Origin of the sequence: Shewanella sp. MEBiC00475, assembly GCF_005234075.1 — a bacterium.
Taxonomy (GTDB): Bacteria; Pseudomonadota; Gammaproteobacteria; order Enterobacterales; family Shewanellaceae; genus Shewanella; species Shewanella polaris.
Genome location: NZ_CP039928.1, coordinates 117,353 through 135,417, shown reverse-complemented (window position 1 = coordinate 135,417; position 18,065 = coordinate 117,353). Strand labels below are relative to the sequence as shown.

General features: G+C 39.0%; 17 protein-coding genes. 6 read left to right on the top strand and 11 right to left on the bottom strand.

Going from position 1 to position 18,065, the window contains the following annotated elements:
- Window positions 1-37: 37 nt before the first annotated feature.
- Entirely contained in the window at window positions 38-1,630 is a 1,593-nt protein-coding gene (nhaB, locus tag FCN25_RS00555) for a sodium/proton antiporter NhaB (protein WP_137221004.1), read from the bottom strand.
- A gap of 585 nt (window positions 1,631-2,215) precedes the next feature.
- Between nhaB and fadR the strand changes: the two genes are divergently transcribed.
- Window positions 2,216-2,935 carry a fatty acid metabolism transcriptional regulator FadR gene (fadR, locus tag FCN25_RS00550; protein WP_137227283.1) on the top strand — a complete coding sequence of 240 codons (720 nt, stop codon included), beginning with the start codon at window positions 2,216-2,218 and terminating at the stop codon, window positions 2,933-2,935.
- A gap of 300 nt (window positions 2,936-3,235) precedes the next feature.
- On the opposite strand, the gene sodB is transcribed toward fadR, so the two are convergent.
- Window positions 3,236-3,820, bottom strand: coding sequence for a superoxide dismutase [Fe] (gene sodB / locus FCN25_RS00545; protein ID WP_137221002.1), 585 nt, complete (start codon window positions 3,818-3,820; stop codon window positions 3,236-3,238).
- 235 nt (window positions 3,821-4,055) lie between these two features.
- Between sodB and grxD the strand changes: the two genes are divergently transcribed.
- Complete coding sequence (gene grxD, locus FCN25_RS00540; RefSeq protein WP_011637214.1) at window positions 4,056-4,397, top strand: Grx4 family monothiol glutaredoxin; 342 nt, start codon at window positions 4,056-4,058, stop codon at window positions 4,395-4,397.
- A 100-nt stretch (window positions 4,398-4,497) separates the two neighbouring features.
- On the opposite strand, the gene FCN25_RS00535 is transcribed toward grxD, so the two are convergent.
- Window positions 4,498-5,727, bottom strand: coding sequence for a uracil-xanthine permease family protein (locus tag FCN25_RS00535; RefSeq protein ID WP_137221000.1), 1,230 nt, complete (start codon window positions 5,725-5,727; stop codon window positions 4,498-4,500).
- A gap of 251 nt (window positions 5,728-5,978) precedes the next feature.
- Between FCN25_RS00535 and FCN25_RS00530 the strand changes: the two genes are divergently transcribed.
- Window positions 5,979-7,076, top strand: coding sequence for a DUF2066 domain-containing protein (locus FCN25_RS00530; RefSeq protein WP_137220998.1), 1,098 nt, complete (start codon window positions 5,979-5,981; stop codon window positions 7,074-7,076).
- 153 nt (window positions 7,077-7,229) lie between these two features.
- Window positions 7,230-7,940 carry a DnaA inactivator Hda gene (gene hda / locus FCN25_RS00525; RefSeq protein WP_137220996.1) on the top strand — a complete coding sequence of 237 codons (711 nt, stop codon included), beginning with the start codon at window positions 7,230-7,232 and terminating at the stop codon, window positions 7,938-7,940.
- Window positions 7,941-8,082: 142 nt separating this feature from the next.
- On the opposite strand, the gene FCN25_RS00520 is transcribed toward hda, so the two are convergent.
- The 4 genes from FCN25_RS00520 to FCN25_RS00505 form a co-directional block, all read right to left on the bottom strand.
- On the bottom strand, window positions 8,083-10,029 hold the full coding sequence (locus FCN25_RS00520; protein ID WP_137220994.1) for a hypothetical protein: 1,947 nt from the start codon (window positions 10,027-10,029) through the stop codon (window positions 8,083-8,085).
- 430 nt (window positions 10,030-10,459) lie between these two features.
- Entirely contained in the window at window positions 10,460-10,837 is a 378-nt protein-coding gene (locus FCN25_RS00515) for a DUF2069 domain-containing protein (RefSeq protein ID WP_137220992.1), read from the bottom strand.
- 11 nt (window positions 10,838-10,848) lie between these two features.
- Window positions 10,849-11,205, bottom strand: a complete 357-nt coding sequence (gene arsC, locus FCN25_RS00510) for an arsenate reductase (glutaredoxin) (RefSeq protein WP_137220990.1) — start codon at window positions 11,203-11,205, stop codon at window positions 10,849-10,851.
- Between the two features lie 97 nt (window positions 11,206-11,302).
- A complete protein-coding gene (locus tag FCN25_RS00505) occupies window positions 11,303-12,736 on the bottom strand; it encodes a M48 family metalloprotease (protein ID WP_240778494.1) in 1,434 nt (477 codons plus the stop codon).
- Between the two features lie 163 nt (window positions 12,737-12,899).
- Here FCN25_RS00505 and FCN25_RS00500 point away from each other — a divergent pair, with 163 nt between their 5' ends.
- Both FCN25_RS00500 and FCN25_RS00495 read left to right on the top strand, forming a co-directional pair.
- A complete protein-coding gene (locus tag FCN25_RS00500; RefSeq protein WP_137220986.1) occupies window positions 12,900-13,115 on the top strand; it encodes a sulfurtransferase TusA family protein in 216 nt (71 codons plus the stop codon).
- A 32-nt stretch (window positions 13,116-13,147) separates the two neighbouring features.
- Entirely contained in the window at window positions 13,148-14,230 is a 1,083-nt protein-coding gene (locus tag FCN25_RS00495) for an AI-2E family transporter (RefSeq protein WP_137220984.1), read from the top strand.
- A 228-nt stretch (window positions 14,231-14,458) separates the two neighbouring features.
- Here the strand turns inward: FCN25_RS00495 and FCN25_RS00490 are convergent, their stop codons facing one another.
- The 4 genes from FCN25_RS00490 to kdnA all read right to left on the bottom strand — a co-directional run bounded on the left by FCN25_RS00490 (window position 14,459) and on the right by kdnA (window position 17,922).
- Window positions 14,459-14,695, bottom strand: a complete 237-nt coding sequence (locus tag FCN25_RS00490; RefSeq protein ID WP_137220982.1) for a DUF2897 family protein — start codon at window positions 14,693-14,695, stop codon at window positions 14,459-14,461.
- Window positions 14,696-14,769: 74 nt separating this feature from the next.
- Window positions 14,770-15,507, bottom strand: coding sequence for an 8-amino-3,8-dideoxy-manno-octulosonate cytidylyltransferase KdsB (gene kdsB / locus FCN25_RS00485; protein WP_137220980.1), 738 nt, complete (start codon window positions 15,505-15,507; stop codon window positions 14,770-14,772).
- 87 nt (window positions 15,508-15,594) lie between these two features.
- Window positions 15,595-16,665 carry a 3-deoxy-alpha-D-manno-octulosonate 8-oxidase KdnB gene (gene kdnB, locus FCN25_RS00480; RefSeq protein ID WP_137220978.1) on the bottom strand — a complete coding sequence of 357 codons (1,071 nt, stop codon included), beginning with the start codon at window positions 16,663-16,665 and terminating at the stop codon, window positions 15,595-15,597.
- Window positions 16,666-16,737: 72 nt separating this feature from the next.
- Entirely contained in the window at window positions 16,738-17,922 is a 1,185-nt protein-coding gene (gene kdnA, locus FCN25_RS00475) for an 8-amino-3,8-dideoxy-alpha-D-manno-octulosonate transaminase KdnA (protein WP_137220976.1), read from the bottom strand.
- Window positions 17,923-18,065: the final 143 nt, after the last annotated feature.

Below are 18,065 nucleotides of genomic sequence, written 5' to 3'. Positions count from 1 at the left end.
TCTATCAAAACAATTGTTTCGTAAAGGTAACAGGTAGTTAATGCCCGTTAGTTAACCCACTAAGGTCTTTGGCCGAGTGATGGATAATTAATTGAGTTTCATAAAGCATATCCGTCATGTCGACTAAAAACCCAGTCTCAATTGCCATTACGCCAACAAGAGATAATACGATGGTATAAGGTAATGCCATCCATACCATCCGACCGTATGATAAACGGATCAGTGGGGCGATGGCTGAGGTTAGCAAGAACAAGAATGCCGCTTGCCCGTTCGGGGTTGCCACAGAAGGCAGGTTAGTACCAGTATTAATTGCCACTGCTAGTAAGTCAAATTGGTCTCGAGTAATTTGGCCACTCATTAATGCAGATTTCACTTCATTAATGTACACCGTACCCACAAACACGTTATCACTCACCATTGATAGTAAACCGTTTGCAATATAGAAAATCACCAACTGCATATTGCCTTCATAACCTAATGCCCAATGAATAACTGGAGCAAACAAGTCTTGGTCAATAATTACGCCAACAATGGCGAAAAATACTGCTAACAACGCTGTGAATGGCAAAGCCTCTTCGAACGCTTTACCCAACGAATGTTCATCTGTAATACCGTTAAAAGCAGTTGCTAAGATAATGACCGATAACCCAATGAGACCAACAGAGGCTAAGTGAAGCGCTAAGCCTGCAATTAACCACACACCAATAAGGGCTTGGATAACCAGTTTCATTTTATCTTGGTTAGTTCTGTTTGCGTCTTCATGAGCGGCGTAATCAGAAAGAATACGATGTACTACATCAGGTAATTGCGCACCATATCCAAAGACTTTGAATTTTTCTACCAGAAAACAAGTGAATATACCCGCAAATAATACCGGCATCGTCACGGGTGACATACGCAAGAAAAACTCACCAAATTGCCAATGGGCCTGTGCTGCAATAATTAAGTTTTGTGGTTCGCCAACCATAGTGCAAACACCGCCTAACGCAGTACCAATACCAGAGTGCATTAACAAATTACGTAAAAATGCACGAAATGATTCTAATTCTTCTTCGTTAAGCTGAGCGCTAGTATCGGAGGTGTGATCATGTGCATCAGTGTCGCTATAGCTCATGCCTGACGCTACTTTATGGTAAATAGAATAAAACCCAACAGCAACAGCGATAATGACGGCGATGACAGTAAGTGCATCTAAAAATGCGGAGAGAAATGCACATGCGATACAAAACATCAAAGACACAATGATTTTTGAGCGTACCTTAGTGATCATTTTAGTAAATACAAACAGCAATAGCTGTTTCATAAAGTAAATACCCGCAACCATAAACACTAAAAGTAAAAGCACTTCTAAGTTGGCTTCTATTTCGTGTAACACTTGCGAAGGTGAGGTCATCCCTATGATGACGGCCTCAATGGCTAATAGTCCACCAGGTTGAAGTGGGTAACATTTCAATGCCATAGCAAGGGTGAAAATAAATTCAACCACCAGCACCCATCCAGCAACAAATGGACTGACATAAAAGAACAGCAGGGGATTAATGACTAAAAATGCCAAAATTGCGTATTTGTACCATCCAGGTGAATTACCTAAAAAATTGACAAATAGCGCCTGGCTTTTGGTTACCTGCATAGCAGTCTCCGATATTATGATTGTGAAAGTTTGTATAGCAACCAGTTTTGATAACTAACAACACATTATTATTTTCAACAGGTTTGGGAGAATAGAGGCAACTTAACATTGAAAACTTGATAAATATCAACTTTTCGTTAAATGAGTTTAAACATTCAATTCAATCGAATTGAGGGCTTTAGCCAACTTTTTCTCTTATTAATAAAATATCTTGTTATAGCGAATAATGTGTTAACAACAAATTTGCCTAAATTGACAACGGTTATATTGTATTTTTTGTCATATAACGTAAAAAAATAATTTGTAACCTTGTTGTCACTGTGGGGAACATTACGTAATGCTAACAAAACAACTACATGAGTATATACTAAACTTATTGACTATTATCACTAAAATTGAATATCTGTTGATGATAGTGATGGTGTAATGTGATAAGTATTCAACTTTTGTGATATTTAAATAACAGAGCTGTTCGAAAATCAGCCGTAATGAACATGGAGATAAACAATGGTTTTTATTTTCTACCGCTCTGGTATGATCAGATGTAATAGTTCGCCATTCTTTTGCAATAGGATATAAAGGTTGATGATCATCAATGCCAAAGGGCCCGCGAGTTTTGCCGAGAAATATATTGTTCGTTCTATATGGGAAAATAAATTTCCACCCGGATCAATTTTACCTGCTGAACGTGAACTCTCTGAACTTATCGGTGTTACTCGTACAACCTTAAGAGAAGTACTGCAGCGCCTAGCACGTGACGGCTGGTTGAAAATTCAACATGGTAAACCTACCCAGGTGAACAACTTTTGGGAAACATCTGGATTAAATATTTTAGAAACCATTGCAGATTTAAATCCTGATGGTTTTCCATTATTAGTCGATCAGTTGATGGCTGCGCGAGGTAATGTAAGTAACATATATTTCCGTGCATCAATCCGTCACAATCCTGAAAAAGTGGTTGATGTATTGGCTGGTATTCACAGCTTAGAAAATGATGCAGAAGCGTATGCCGCATTCGATTACAAGCTTCACCATACATTAGCTTTCGCATCTGGAAACCCTCTATATGTGTTAATTTTAAACGGATTCAAAGGTCTTTATAATCGAGTCGGCCGCTATTATTTTTCAAGCCAAGAAGCCCGTGAATTAACAATGCGTTTTTATCTTAAATTAGAGAAATTGGCTCAGGATAAAAATTATCTAGATGTGCCCGCATTAATGCGCACTAATGGTATTGAAAGCGGTAAAATGTGGCAAAAGCTACGTGATGATTTACCCGCTGAAATGGGTCATGACAACAGTTAACGAGTCGTTAATCGTGATGCATTAATTGTTAATTACGAATATTACTTTTTGATTTACCCGCTTGGGATATCAATTCATATCTAAAAACCAATCACATTGATTGGTTTTTTTATGTGATTAATGTTGAGCTAGTACTTGAGTAGTCGACAAACAGTGGGATTGTGTATGCTAATTAAAGCATTTAACCGGGAAGTACTGTGGTGAATGTTAATATAAGCGGATAAGTCATCGTACTTATGGTCGGAACAGCACAAAAAAAGGAGCCTAAAAGGCTCCTTTAGTTTTTGCTGTTAATCTAAATTAAGCAGCAAAGTTTTTATTAACAAATTCCCAGTTAACAAGCTGCCAGAAGTGAGCTAAATACTCTGGACGCGCGTTACGGTAATCAATGTAGTATGCATGTTCCCACACATCTACAGTTAATAAAGGTGTTACCGTTTCATCAGTTAACGGTGTTGCTGCATTGCTTGTGTTAACAATAGCTAACGAACCGTCAGCTTTTTTCACTAGCCATGTCCAAGCACTACCGAAGTTGTTGACTGCAGAATCAGTAAATTTAGCTTTAAATTCTTCAAAAGAACCAAAAGAAGCATTGATAGCAGCAGCGATATCGCCAGTTGCTTCGCCGCCAGCGTTAGGTGCTAAACAGTTCCAGTAAAAAGTGTGGTTCCAAACTTGAGCTGCATTGTTGAACATACCACCAGTTGAAGTTTTAATAACTTCTTCTAATGTTTTGCCAGCGAATTCAGTTCCCTCAACTAAACCATTTAGTTTAACCACATACGTGTTGTGATGCTTACCATAATGGTATTCAAGGGTTTCTTGTGAAATGTGCGGTTCAAGTGCGTTCTTTGCAAAAGGTAATGCTGGTAGTTCGAAAGCCATTAGTATCTCTCCATGGATTCAGGTTATCGTTTTTGTTTACCCATCAGGTAACATTGCTCTACTGCTATTGTACTGATTATTTTTGTGATGTGAATCATTGTTTAGGGAATTATGTGGATTGCACTAATCGATTTTATGGATTTTAGATTAACCTTACAAACAGTGGCATTTTGTTCTTTGTCTAGGTGTCGTACAATAGCTACTATGTGTTCAGTCGTCGTACTTAGGAAATCAAATGGAAACTGTAGAAAAGATTAAACAGCAAATTAGCGAAAACCCAATTATTGTGTACATGAAAGGTTCACCTAAATTACCAAGCTGTGGATTTTCATCTCAAGTTGCTCAAGTGATGATCAACTGTGGTGAACAATTTGCGTTCGTAGATATTTTACAGCATCCAGATATTCGTGCTGAATTACCAAAATTTGCTAACTGGCCAACATTCCCACAATTATGGGTAGAAGGCGAGTTGATTGGTGGTTGTGACATTATCACTGAAATGTTCCAAAAAGGTGAACTTCAACCAATTATTAAAGCAACTGCTGACAAATTTCGTACAGAAGATGCCGCAGAGTAATTGCCAATAAACGAGTGTATTGCACTCTCAATAAAAAGCCCCAATGCATATAGCGTTGGGGCTTTTTTAATATTTATTTCATGATACAGCGGTGAAAAATTTACGCCTCAGTTTGCGGCTTTTTCACGGCAGGTAAAATCAAGTTCATCATTATAGCGACGATACCGCATAAGCTAATACCTGTTAGGCTAAATGAGCCAATACCAAACGCCATTCCGCCAATACCAAATACTAACGTGACCCCGACGATACTCAGATTACGGGGTTCTGATAAATCGACTTGATTACGAATTAAGGTATTTAATCCTACAGCGGCAATTGAACCAAACAATAAGCACATAATACCACCCATTACCGGAACGGGAATAGTTTGCATCATGGCGCCTAATTTGCCGACAAATGCCAACGTGATAGCAGTGATAGCAGTCCAAGTCATGATCCGAGGATCAAAACTCTTAGTTAATGTGACTGCACCTGTGACTTCACTGTATGTTGTATTTGGTGGACCACCCAATGCCGATGCTGCAACTGTAGCAATACCATCTCCCATAAGAGTACGGTGTAAACCTGGCTTTTTAAAATAGTCTTTACCCGTTACATTGGAAATGGCTAAAATATCACCAATATGTTCTACCGCAGGCGCAATAGCCACAGGGATCATAAATAAAATGGCATGCCAGTTAAACTCTGGGGCAACAAAATTTGGCATAGCTAACCAAGCTGCTTGGCTTACTGGGGTAAAATCGACAATACCAAAAGCAAGGCTGGCACCATAACCTACAAGAATACCGGCAAGAATAGGCATTAAACGAACCAATCCCTTAGCGAAAATGGCCACCACTATCGTTGTTATTAATGCCGAAAGAGAAATCATTAATGCAGTATTTTGTTCAACAATGATAATGCCGCCATCGCCACTTTTACCTAATGCCATATTAACTGCAACAGGGGCTAAACCTAAACCAATGATCATAATCACTGGCCCCACTACAACGGGAGGGAGTAAGGTATGAATGAACCCTGTACCACGAAGTTTTACTGTTAATCCCAGTAGCATATAGACGCCACCGGCAGCCATTAAACCGCCCATGGTGGCGGGAATACCCCATGTTTGTACACCATATAAAATAGGAGCAATAAAGGCAAAGGAGGAGGCTAGAAAAACAGGGACTTGACGTTTAGTGACTAATTGAAACAGTAGGGTACCGAAACCGGCAGTGAATAAGGCAACACTTGTATCCAAACCGGTTAATAACGGCATTAGCACTAGCGCACCAAAAGCGACAAATAGCATTTGTGCGCCTTGTAGCGGAATTAACACGCGTTTCATATTGTTCTCCATCATTATTTAGAAAGTTAGCGTGTGGTTAAACGGCGCGAATTGTCACATAAAAACATTAATATTCATAACAACTTTGAGGACTCTGTAGCGATTATAGTTATTCGATATGGCTACAATGTTTGGTCAAAGTGACCTTACTGCAATCGTATTATGAAAAAGAGTTTACGTTCTTCATTACTCGATAGAATTTTATTATGATATAATTTGTTCACTTATATTTGCTGCGTTTATGTTATCAGATGCTGAAAAAACTAATTAATCTCATTGTGTTATCTTTGGTTGCATTAACTGCTATTGCGACTGTACATGCTGCTGAAGTTGGCAAACTGGATGAAGCCGATATTGCGGTCAGTTCACGTGCAAACGATGTTAAAAATAATGCCTTAAAAGAGGCGTTAGCGGCCATTTTTTTGAAAAATTCAGGTTTGCCGAGTGTTGTATTAAATCCATTAATTAAAGCTCAAATTGATACACCTGAAGTTATTCTGACTCAATATGGTTATTATGAAAAAAATGGTCAATTAATGCTAAAGGCTAATTTTGATCATCAAAGAGTCATTTCAACATTACGCCAAGCAGGCTTACCTGTTTGGGGGAGCCAACGTCCATTAACCCTATTGTGGATGTCAGTTGAAGAAAACAATGAACCCACTATTTTAGCGGATGGGTCCTCGGCTGATATTCGCGCTGAGTTGGCTCAAGAATCCAGTAATAAAGGTATACCATTATTACTGCCTATTATGGACTTAGATGATGTTATGCGAGTCAGTATTACTGATGTGCGCGGTATGTTTACTGATGTATTAGCCAATGCATCGACTCGTTATCAAGCGGATTATTTTGCTATTGCAAATATAGATGCATTTGGCAATGAAGTGCGTTTTTCGATCAAATTATTTGATAAAAATAGAACTAATGGTGTGTTACAACCATTAGTTTCATTGCAAGATAATGCTGTTGATTATAAACAAGCAACTAAGCGAATGATGAATGCATTGGCTGATTATTATATTAGTCAATATGCTATTGCCTCTACAGGCCGTGATGTTGCAACCCGAGTTAGCTTTACTGGGGTAAATAACATGACTCAATTGGTACATGTTGAAACTTATCTTCGTCAATTAAGTGCGGTAAAGTCGATAAAAATCAGCCAGTTTAAGGGGGACTCTGCTACATATACAATAGAATTGTTTAGCAGTGTAGATGATTTACAACGCTTACTTAATATTGATAGTCGACTATCACAATTGGATACTGTGGGTAGCGTAGATTCATTTTATGAGCCTAAAGATGGCGACTCTAAACCAAAGTTGATTTATCAATGGTTAAGCCTATAAGGTTTATCAATAGGCACTCTGTGCAGTATATTTGTACAGAGTGAAATGCTATATCTAGTTAGTGTTATGTGTAGTCTTATTACCTAAACTCGCATAATGAAATGACTTAGGTATAATGATGTTAGTTCGTTTATGATTTTGAGACCTATCTGAGTGACACAAAACTCACCGAGACAATTATCTTTACCCGTTTATTTACCTGACGATGAAACCTTTCAAAGTTATTATCCTGCCTCGGGTAATGATGAGTTGATCCAAAAACTTCAGGCGGTTGCTGAAGGAACATTGGCTTCTTCTTTATATATTTATGGCCCAGAAAAATCTGGCCGAACTCATTTAATGCATGCAGCTTGTGCTCTTGCCAACGATTTAGAACGTCGCACTTTATATATTCCATTGGGTATCCATGCCAGTATATCCCCAGCTTTATTTGAAGGTCTAGAATCTCTTGAATTGATTTGTATTGATGATATTGAAGCTATAGCTGGCCATCCGGTATGGGAAGAAGCTATTTTTCACTTATATAATCGTATTGCAGAACAACAAGATTGTCGCTTGATCGTCAGCGGTAAAGCTTCACCTTCTGAAACGGGTTTTTTATTGCCAGATTTGGTCTCTCGTATGCAGTGGGGATTGATTTATCAACTGCAACCGATGGCAGATGAGGAAAAACTGGTTGCTTTGCAACGCCGTGCAGCTATGCGAGGCTTACAGTTATCTGATGAAGTAGGGCGCTTTTTGCTAACACGTATGGCTCGTGATTTACGCACCCTGTTTGATGTACTCGATAAACTTGATAAAGCTTCTATGGTACATCAACGTAAACTGACTATTCCGTTTATTAAAGAAATGCTTAGGCTTTAAAGTAAATCTAAATTTCTTAGCCTTTGAATCAATTTCTAACATTAGTTTTGAGAGCCTGATTTTGACGCGGTAACACACTAAATCAAACACAAAAAAACGCCAAATGAATTCATTTGGCGTTTTTGTTTACCTAATGCAGTGGTTAATGTGCATGTTGGTCGCCACTAAACTGTAATGGTCGATTATCAATGACAGCGCTATCAGTTTGGCTAGAGACTTTTTGTAACGATTTGGATTGCTCCGTTGTTAAGACTAAATTTTGTGCCCAGGTTTGGCCTTTCACTAACGCAACGGGCTCTGGTAAACCGTCCATCACGAGTTGGGTGTTAATATTGGGTAGCATTTGGCCAAGAACGTAGCTGGCGCGATCGTGCAATTCAGCCTGTCCAACTCGGCCGCGTTGGCCCCATTCAACGGTAATGGTTGAGCTGGTTTGTACTTCGGGTTTATCCGTAATAGCGATATCACGCAAAATACCGTAACGATGGCTCATCATTATTTCTTCAAACAACATGGCAACATCTTCACGTTTTGACGAGTAAGCATAATCATCATTTGCTAAATCATTAGCAAAAAATTCAGCGACATCAGTGGGACTAAACGCTTTTTGAGTACTGTTTGCAGATTCCCCTGCGTATTGAACCTTAGCAAGGCCATACATTTCATCACTGAGTAATGGATAACGCATTTGAAGTTGGCTTGATGTCATGTCATTTGAAGCAAAGCGACGATCAAGCTCTTCTTTTAGGCTCGGCCCTTGCAGCGTGGCATGAATACTTTGCGGGTAATAGTCATTGGCATGGGCCAGTTCGTGGTACATGAGATCTGCTAAATTATAAGACATATTATCCATGGTACGGTTCATGCGGTTGCCTTTATCGATATATTCACCAGCATACGCATTATCTTTAACATAACGGTATGGAGATAAGTAATTCAAGTCTTCACCAAAATTACTGCGAAAGTCTGGGGTTTCATCAATGGTGTCTCGTTGAGCCGATGTTAGCCATAAGTATTCAGGATCGAGATAGATGGCTCCGATATAACCCGAATAATAAGCTGGCCTGATATCGTAACTAATAATGACTGCAGTTACTGATTGTAATAGCTCAACAAAGTCAGTGTTTGTTTGTGCACGAAGGTAAGTTTCAAAATTTGCTCCCATCCAGTCGTGGGACACTACGACTCTGTCCATTATGGTGTCAATCGGGTCTGGCTGGCTGTCTTGGCTAATAAATGGTAGCTCGTTGAGGATATTACACGGGTCAATTTGCTGGTTAGAGTAAGTACAGCTAACAAGGTTATCGGCATAAGCTGAATCTGCTTTGTAGGGGTGTACCCGTGCGAGAGGGTAAGTTATGTAAGCCTTCGATGGGATAGCTTGCTCTTTTGTGACAAGTAAATGCACATCATCACTGACTGTTTGGCCGTCAAAGGTTGCTGTGGCTTTTAGGCTAATAAGTTTGTCGCTGTTTACGTCTGGTGCGTTAAACAGTGGTCGATTAAGGTCAGTTAAATCGACGCTATTAAAACCTACGTTGTCGATGTTTGGGTACATGCACCAGCTGATCTCTGTGGGTACTTGGCCATTTATATTTTGAATTCTTAAACTAGCATCTATATTTGCCACCATTTGATGGTCATTGTTAATCCGTAAAATATTATCAGTAGAGTCAGCAGTTATTGACACCACCTCTTCATAATTGCTCGAACCGCCTGTTACCGTCACTTTAAAACTGTAGTTTTCGTTATTATTGGGTGTAAAGGCTAATACTGGGCTATTCACTGAGGCTAACTCAAGGCTAGGGCCTGAGACTTGTTGCCATAGAAACGTACGACCTGCACTGTCTTGATCGGCTATTGACGCGGTAATACTGCCAGGTTTATTGGCGGCATAATCTTGTTCAATGATAAATTCCAGTTCAGAATCGGTGGATATTAAGCTTGTGCTTGAATCGTCACTGCAGATCTCAAAAGCTGAAGAGAATGGTATGCCTGAGTTATCATCAGAAGAGTCTCCTCCACATGCACTGACTAATATGGCACTGGCTATAAGACTGTAAAAGCCTACATTACGCGATGCATTCATTAAACGACTCCATGTTTATTTTTAGAATTATAAAATACACTTATATAACATCTTGTTAACGTATTAACCTAGCACGCTTTGTTTATTGAATGCAATAAACAAAAAAGCGCCCAAAGGCGCTTTATGCAAAATAAATATAACGGGCGTTATTATAGGGGCTGTTGATCTTTCAAGGTTATTTTTGCAGCGAATTGCAGACCATTTGTACAAGGCAGAGTCTTTGAGGCGTAGTTATTCTACATAAATCGTCGATAACGCAGTAAAAATGGTCAACAAATGCTGCCCAAAGGGATCGGCTAAAAACGTTTTTCTCTTTGTTGAATGCATCTTTGCGAATAAAGAGTGCTTCGATGACTAGGCATCAATCCATTCGCCTCGATTAAAACGTTTTTAACTCGAACAAAACTTAACCAGAAAAGATCAACAGACCCTATTGTTGTTCAGATTTTTTCTTTAACCCTAAGCCCAATTCACGACCGCGTTTGCGGGCATAGAAAGGAAAGGTAACCAATAAAATACAAATCAATATAGATTCAATGAGCGCAAAGATAAACGCATCAGTGGTGATATACGCTAGGGTCAAACCATGTAGCAAATACACACATAAAATAAAACTAGCCCAGGCATAGGTGTATGGGTTGCCGGTAATAATGCCTTTTAGCGGAAAGAGTAACGGGACAATCCAAACTAGGCTAAAACCCAGTGAATAAGTGCCATTCATGCCTTGTTGAATAAACCAACCACTAAGTAACAAGAGTAAAGCAAGATAACCTATACGGCTAATTTGAAACAAGGTTTGAGAAGTCATTATTTTACTCGTTATAGAATAGACAAAACATTTTCAGGCGGACGACCAATTGCAGCTTTGTTGTTTGCTAACACAATCGGACGTTCAATTAATTTAGGTGTTGCCACTATTGCAGCGATGAGTTGCTCTTCTGATAACGAAGTATCCGCCAAATTTTGTGCTTTATACTCGTCTTCTTTGATGCGCATGAGCTGACGAGCCGTTAAGCCAAGTAGTTTTAACATCGTATGGATTTCAGCAATCGTTGGCGGTGTTTTTAAATATTCAACGACAGTAATATCCGCTCCATTTTCTTGCAGTAATGCTAGCGTTTCACGGCTTTTTGAGCAGCGGGGATTATGGTATATCGTTGCTTTTGTAGTTGTCATGGTCATAGTCCGTCATTAAATAATGGCAAACAATAAGTTGATTTATTGTTTGCCATTATTCTATCAAAGAATCACTTATAACGTGAAATTATCACGGTTATTTTAATGCTTCCATTGCGCTATCTGCTTGTCTAAATTGTCTAATACGTGCCTCTATTCGGGCTAATTGTAACGTTTGTCCATCAGAATAACGATAAGCATAATTTAGTTGATCAATTGCACCTTTATAGTTGGCCGATAAAGCCATTAGTTCAGCATTGCTGTAGTATTCGAGTGCTTTATTGTCGAGCTTACGGTATGCATCGGCCATAATTTGATACGGAAGCATATTCTGTTTATCGAAAAAGATCAGCTCCTCTAAAAGTGGGATCGCTTTTTTAGGTTGATCGGCTTCGACATAAATATTAGCTAAGTTAGTGTTGATCACTTGAGATGTTGGTTTTAATTTTTGCTGAGCTTCTAATAATGCTATTGCGTTTATATAGTCTTTTTTCTGAGCGAGTAAGTCTGTTTTGGTGTCGATGTAAAATAAATTGTTGTCATCTTGTTTAAGTAATTGATCGATAATTATTTCAGCTTGATCAAATTTTTCTAAACGGAAAAGGGCTAAGGCTTTGCCATAAAGTGCCGCTTCTTTAAAAGCATATTCGTTCTTTTTTAGCTGTTGTTCAAATAAAGACAACGCAGCATCATCACTTAAGCTTGAAAATCGTACTTGAATACGGGCTTTAGCTAACTGAAAATTAAGGCTATTGGGTATATAGTGCTTCGGATACTGAGCCGCTCTGTTACGCGCCTCTGTAATACGAGATTCTGGTAAAGGGTGGGTCAGTAACATTTGTGGTGGTGTGGTCGTAAAGCGATAACGAATGGCTAGTTGACCAAAAAATGTTGCTGCAGCATTGGGATCGAATCCGGCGTCGACAAGAATTTGCATTCCAATACGGTCAGCTTCTTGTTCATTTGAACGAGTATAGTTAATTTTTGCTTGCGAAGATAAAGCTTGGGTTGTCGCTAATGCAGCCATACCTGCTTGAGGTGCTGCGATGGTTAATAAAATAGCCCCTAACATCCCCACAATAGTCGCTGTCGACGTTTTTTGCTGTGCTTCTAGCGATCGAGCTAGATGGCGTTGAGTGACGTGGGTAATTTCGTGAGCTAGTACTGATGCTAATTCACTTTCATTATCTGCATTTAAAAATAAGCCAGTATGAACGCCAACATGACCACCAAAAAATGCAAATGCGTTAATTTCATCATTGCGGAGTAGAAAAAAGTAAAAAGGTGTTTTAACTCCGGTGGCATTCGCAACCAGCTTATTACCCAATTCTGATAAATATTGATTTAGCACCGGGTCATTGAGTACTGGAGCCGATGAGCGAATAACGCGCATATAGGCGTCACCATAAACGGTTTCTTTTTCTAAACTAAAAGTATTTACCGCAGCAGTGCCAAGATCTGGAAGATCATTGTTGGCAAAGCTGTGACCTATACTGGCGGCAAATAACACGCTAATGGCACTAGCTGTCAGTGATTTTGAAAAGGTTGATAATGATAATTTACTCAAGCGAAACCTTTAATGATAATTGAATCGAAAATTTAAGCTTAACCAACAAGTTTGCTTAAATTACATTGCTTGTGGTTTATTGTCCAAGCTAGGATAATAGCCATAGATTGTGTAAAGCAAGTTGATAATGATTTTAATTGATTTAACACCCTATGTTTGCCCTTATCCTTTGGTAAAAGTTAAACTTTTACTGAAGCAAATGAAAGTGGGTGAACAATTACATATACTCTTATCAGACCCAGGTTCACGTCGAGATGTTCCCCTGTTGATAAAAAAAATGGGTTTTGGTATTGAAATCATTGCAGATCAAACGCATTGCTTGTCATTTATCATCACCAAATAAATTGATATTGTTTAAATAAAAAAGGTTTTTCAATGCTGGAATTTTTATCTGATTGGTACAAAACCCGTTTTAGTGATCCCCAAGCTATCACATTAATGTTTATCATTATCGGGATTGGTCTTGCATTATACTTTGGTGCTGGTTTGCTTGCACCTTTACTTGTCGCATTGGTATTAGCTTTTTTATTAGAGTGGCCAGTAGCCCAGATGTCGCGGTTGGGTATCAGTAGAACGGCGGCTGCCTCAATTGTTTTGGTGGTTTTTTTGGGGCTAATGCTGATATTAATGTTGGGGTTGGTGCCGAGTATTTGGCGCCAAGGAGTGTCATTAGTTACTGATTTACCTTCTATGATCGATAAAGGCATGTTAATCGTTAGAGAGTTTAGTGCCGAACACCCTCAATTTGTGAGTTCATCACAACTGGATTCGATGATGGAAGAAATCAACAAGATGCTTGATACACAACATCTTATTGATTTAGGTAAACAAATTTTAGGTTATTCTGCGTCATTATTAGTGTTAATGGTGTACGTGATTTTAGTACCATTATTAGTGTTTTTCTTTTTAAAAGACAAAGACTATTTGCTTAAAGGCAGTAAACGTTTTTTCCCGACTAACCGTGGTTTAGCCAGTAAAGTATGGTTTGAAATGGACCAACAAATTTTCAATTATATTCGCGGCAAGGTGATAGAGATTGTGATTGTTGGCGTAGCCAGTTATATCTTTTTTGCCATCATGGGACTGCGATATTCAGCATTATTAGGCGTTCTAACCGGATTGTCAGTGTTAATTCCGTATGTTGGTGCAACATTGGTGACATTGCCTATTCTGTTAGTGGCTTTTTTCCAGTGGGGATTTAGTGCTGAGTTTGGTTACTTAATGTTGGGCTATGGTATTATTCAGGCCTTAGACGGAAACTTGATAGTACCATTATTATTTTCTGATGCAGTAGATTTACATCCTGTGGTGATCATAGCTGCCGTGTTGGTATTTGGTGGCTTATGGGGCGTATGGGGAGTGTTTTTTGCCATACCGTTGGCTTCATTGGTGAAAGCCGTGATAAATTCGTGGCCAAATAATCAAGAATATCAACGAGTCAGATTAGACAGTGAGTAATAGTTCTGACGTACTATTAAATTAACCTGATATAGCATTATAACTATCAAAGCTAACGTCATTATGGGGTTAGCTTTTTTATTTTAATGCTGAGTAGGTATGCCATATTTATGGTGTCGCTAATATGGTTATAGCCGTGATAAAAACAATAAATAATAGCTCATTGATTACTGGGTAATTTGCATTTGTAATGTGTTATTTATGCTGCCTTGATATATCTATCGATCACTATAGCGTTTTATCTTTGCTGTCTTTATTGTCTTCTGTAGAAGGTTCTTCAGGAAGTGGCTTGTCAGCAGGTTTTTCCGAACTATCTTTTTGCACTGGTTTAAGTGTTTTGTCTTTGTGTTCGCCAAATTGTGGCATTTTAAATTTTGCCGAATACTTTAATACTGCAATATTACTGGCGATAACACCGATGACTAAAATGATAATTAGCCATACTTCATAGCCTTCTAAATTCATAGCAAACTCCAGTTTAATCTTGGTATTATTTAGCCGTGTTTAACATAAAAGCACGGCTAGATATTACATTTTTCTTAATCAACGGCTAAGCGTAATTCACACTTACGTATATCTTCAGGGGTGTCAACTTCTGGAGAATCAAATGCGCTGATAGCAATTTTAATTGTGTGACCGTATTCTAGTGCACGTAATTGTTCCAATTTCTCTATGTCTTCAAGCTTACCTAAAGGTAACTTAGCAAAGGCATTTACAAAACGCTTAGTGTAGGCATAAATACCTAAATGTTTGTAAACAGGATAATCATTAGTATCTCGACCAAATGGGATACGAGCCCGAGAGAAATATAATGCATTAAAGTTATTATCGAATACCATTTTTACATGCAATGGATCGTCTAACTCTTTTCTATCTACAATTTCAAAACCTAAGGTAGCCATTTCAAACTCACCAGGGTGACGTTTGAAAAGAGTGACAATTTGTTCAATTGATATAGGATCAATAAGCGGTTGATCGCCTTGTAAATTAACAACTAGATCGTCATCGCTAAGACCAAGTTGTTCAATAGCATCATTAATACGGTCGGTACCTGAGGCTGCATCAGGGCTGGTCATTACGACTTTACCGCCGAAAGATTCAACCGCATCTTTAATACGATCATCATCAGTGGCAACATAGATACCGTCTAATCCTTTTGCCAATGAGGCGCGTTCATAAACATGTTGGATCATGGGTTTGCCATTAATCGGGGCTAGCGGCTTGCCCGGGAAACGGCTTGAACCATAACGCGCCGGGATTAATAGAATAACTTTCATTAATATAACCTACTTGTAGTTGTACAATGGTATAGACAATAAATAAAAGGGCTCATAAGAGCCCTTTATGACTGAACTTGTCGTTTATTATATACGACGGAATAACGTCGTTAGCATTTCATCAGTCACTTTTTCTTGCCAAGTTTTACCGTAAACATTTTCCCATAATGGTCCCATGCTCTTGGTCACTGAAACCATTTTAGCAATGGTTTCATCTGGCAAATCTTTGCAGATGTTTTTTGGCAGCGTGATGTTGTGCTTCTTCATCATGTTACGGAATTCCGCTACACCTTCAGGATAGAATTCTTCTAATACGTCAAAGGCGATACAGTTACCAATACCATGGTGATAACCTAGGATATAAGATAAGCCGTAAGATACAGCATGACATGCACCAACTTGGCTGTATGCTATACTCATGCCGCCCATAAATGACGCCATCATTAGTTTGTCATCTTTTTCTGGATGATCTTCAATGTAAACTTGACGGCATAAATCCATGGCTTTTTCAGCATAAGATTTAGAAAACTCGTTTAAGAATGTGCCTTGCAATGATTCAACGCAATGGATATAACAATCCATACCTGTGTAGAACCATTGATCAGTTTCAACACCATCGATTAATTCTGAGTCCATGATGATTTGGTCAAATACAGTGTAATCAGAATTCAATCCTAATTTACGAACCGGTCCGCATAATACCGCTGTACGAGATGCTTCTGCACCAGTACCTGAAATAGTCGGTATACCAATGTGGTGGATGGCAGGATTTTTAATTAAATCCCAACCTTGATACATTGCTGAGCCGCCTGGGTTGGTCAACATTAATGATACGGCTTTAGCCACATCCATTGTTGCACCACCGCCTAAACCGACTACACTCACTGGGTTTTGTCTGTTATAGGCTTGAACTTGTTCTGTTAATGTATCGATTTGTATTGTGCTTGGCTCATCATCAACATTAACCCAAATAATAACGTCTTGGTCTTTAGTGGGAATACGAGCTTCTAAGGCTTTACCTTTATGTACGTCATCGACTAAAAAGACTACAAAACTATCATCACTAGTACGTTGTGCTGCTAATACATCATCAAGCTGAGCAAAAGAGCCACGGCCGAAGATCATTTTTTCAACTACTTTAAAATTCTTAAAACTCATTACAACAGTCTCCATTGAGATAAATACTGTAAAAAGTGCCCCACAGACATTATTGGGTGAAGGGCATTAATGCTAGGCAAAAGCTCGTTTGATGTTTTCAATACGTTCAGCAATCTGTTCTTCAGTCCAAGATAACTTAATTAGCATCGAAATGGTGCGGCTTATGATAGCGTCAGATTTTGGCGTCTTGATTTGAGTATAGTCAGGACGGTTTTCAATTAGCATAATTGGCAGTGCCGCTGGCGATTTAAGTTCTTGGATGTGTTTCCAATTCTTTAGGTAATGCCAGTTGTTAATATACCAATAAAAACAACCATCAACTTTGTTGGCTGCCAGCTTTTTATTAATTTCTTGGGTACGTTCTTCAGTCGGTAAGAAGAAGGTTAAGAAACCTGCTGAATCGCCTTCAGGATCAGGGATTTCGCGGAAAGTGACCTCTGGAATTGTTGCCATTGCATCTTTGATGGTTTTCTTATTCTTGCGTTGAATCGCAATGATCTTATCTAATTTTCGTAACTGAGCTAAACCCATCGCGGCATTCATTTCAGATATACGGAAGTTTAATCCCATAATAGGGTGGCTTTCAGCACCGCGATCGCTTCCTACATGGTCGTGACCGTGATCAGAAAACATGTGCGAGTAATTATAAATGTCGCTGTTATTGGTAATGATTGCTCCACCTTCACCACAGGTGATGGTTTTGACTGAGTCAAATGAGTAACAACCCACATCACCAATAGTACCTAATGCTTGGCCTTTATAACTACCACCAATAGCTTGACAGGCATCTTCTAAAATGAGCAAGTTATGCTTTTTACAGACGGCTTTGATTTCGTCCATTTTTGCCATAGAACCACACATGTGAACTAGGTTTATTGCCTTAGTACGTGGCGTGATAACGGCTTCGATGCCTTCTGGAGATAAACACAATGTTTCATCAATTTCTGCAAAAATAGGGACTGCGCCGGCCATAAATACAGCTTCAACAGAAGCCACAAAGGTAAATGGAGGAACAATCACTTCATCGCCTGCGCCAATGCCTGCTGCTGCCATCGCGGTTTGCAATGCTGCTGTACCGCTTGATACAAGGTGAGCGTGTTTAACGTTCATCTTTTCGCAAAGCAGTTGCTCCATGTCGCGGGTTTTCCAGCGATCATTGCGCATATGGTCGAAGTTGTAACGGAAGGTAAAACCGTTCTCCATTACGTCAGCAACTTCCTGCTTTTCTTCAGGACCAAATAATTCAAAACCAGGCATGGAAATAATCTCCTAAAAATTTTTGCGCATTATAGCGCCAAATAAACGCGCTAATTATAACGCCCTCTAAGGTGGTTCGCGACTTTTATTGCATATTTTTAATAACAAAAAACAAAGGCCTGCTAAAAAGCAGGCCTAAATAT

Bases quoted from the DNA above. Each gene is read 5' to 3' on its own strand.
- nhaB (WP_137221004.1), bottom strand. From the start codon at position 1,630: ATGCAGGTAACCAAAAGCCAGGCGCTATTTGTCAATTTTTTAGGTAAT.
- fadR (WP_137227283.1), top strand. From the start codon at position 2,216: ATGATCATCAATGCCAAAGGGCCCGCGAGTTTTGCCGAGAAATATATT.
- sodB (WP_137221002.1), bottom strand. From the start codon at position 3,820: ATGGCTTTCGAACTACCAGCATTACCTTTTGCAAAGAACGCACTTGAA.
- grxD (WP_011637214.1), top strand. From the start codon at position 4,056: ATGGAAACTGTAGAAAAGATTAAACAGCAAATTAGCGAAAACCCAATT.
- FCN25_RS00535 (WP_137221000.1), bottom strand. From the start codon at position 5,727: ATGAAACGCGTGTTAATTCCGCTACAAGGCGCACAAATGCTATTTGTC.
- FCN25_RS00530 (WP_137220998.1), top strand. From the start codon at position 5,979: ATGCTGAAAAAACTAATTAATCTCATTGTGTTATCTTTGGTTGCATTA.
- FCN25_RS00520 (WP_137220994.1), bottom strand. From the start codon at position 10,029: ATGAATGCATCGCGTAATGTAGGCTTTTACAGTCTTATAGCCAGTGCC.
- FCN25_RS00515 (WP_137220992.1), bottom strand. From the start codon at position 10,837: ATGACTTCTCAAACCTTGTTTCAAATTAGCCGTATAGGTTATCTTGCT.
- arsC (WP_137220990.1), bottom strand. From the start codon at position 11,205: ATGACAACTACAAAAGCAACGATATACCATAATCCCCGCTGCTCAAAA.
- FCN25_RS00500 (WP_137220986.1), top strand. From the start codon at position 12,900: ATGATTTTAATTGATTTAACACCCTATGTTTGCCCTTATCCTTTGGTA.
- FCN25_RS00495 (WP_137220984.1), top strand. From the start codon at position 13,148: ATGCTGGAATTTTTATCTGATTGGTACAAAACCCGTTTTAGTGATCCC.
- FCN25_RS00490 (WP_137220982.1), bottom strand. From the start codon at position 14,695: ATGAATTTAGAAGGCTATGAAGTATGGCTAATTATCATTTTAGTCATC.
- kdsB (WP_137220980.1), bottom strand. From the start codon at position 15,507: ATGAAAGTTATTCTATTAATCCCGGCGCGTTATGGTTCAAGCCGTTTC.
- kdnB (WP_137220978.1), bottom strand. From the start codon at position 16,665: ATGAGTTTTAAGAATTTTAAAGTAGTTGAAAAAATGATCTTCGGCCGT.
- kdnA (WP_137220976.1), bottom strand. From the start codon at position 17,922: ATGCCTGGTTTTGAATTATTTGGTCCTGAAGAAAAGCAGGAAGTTGCT.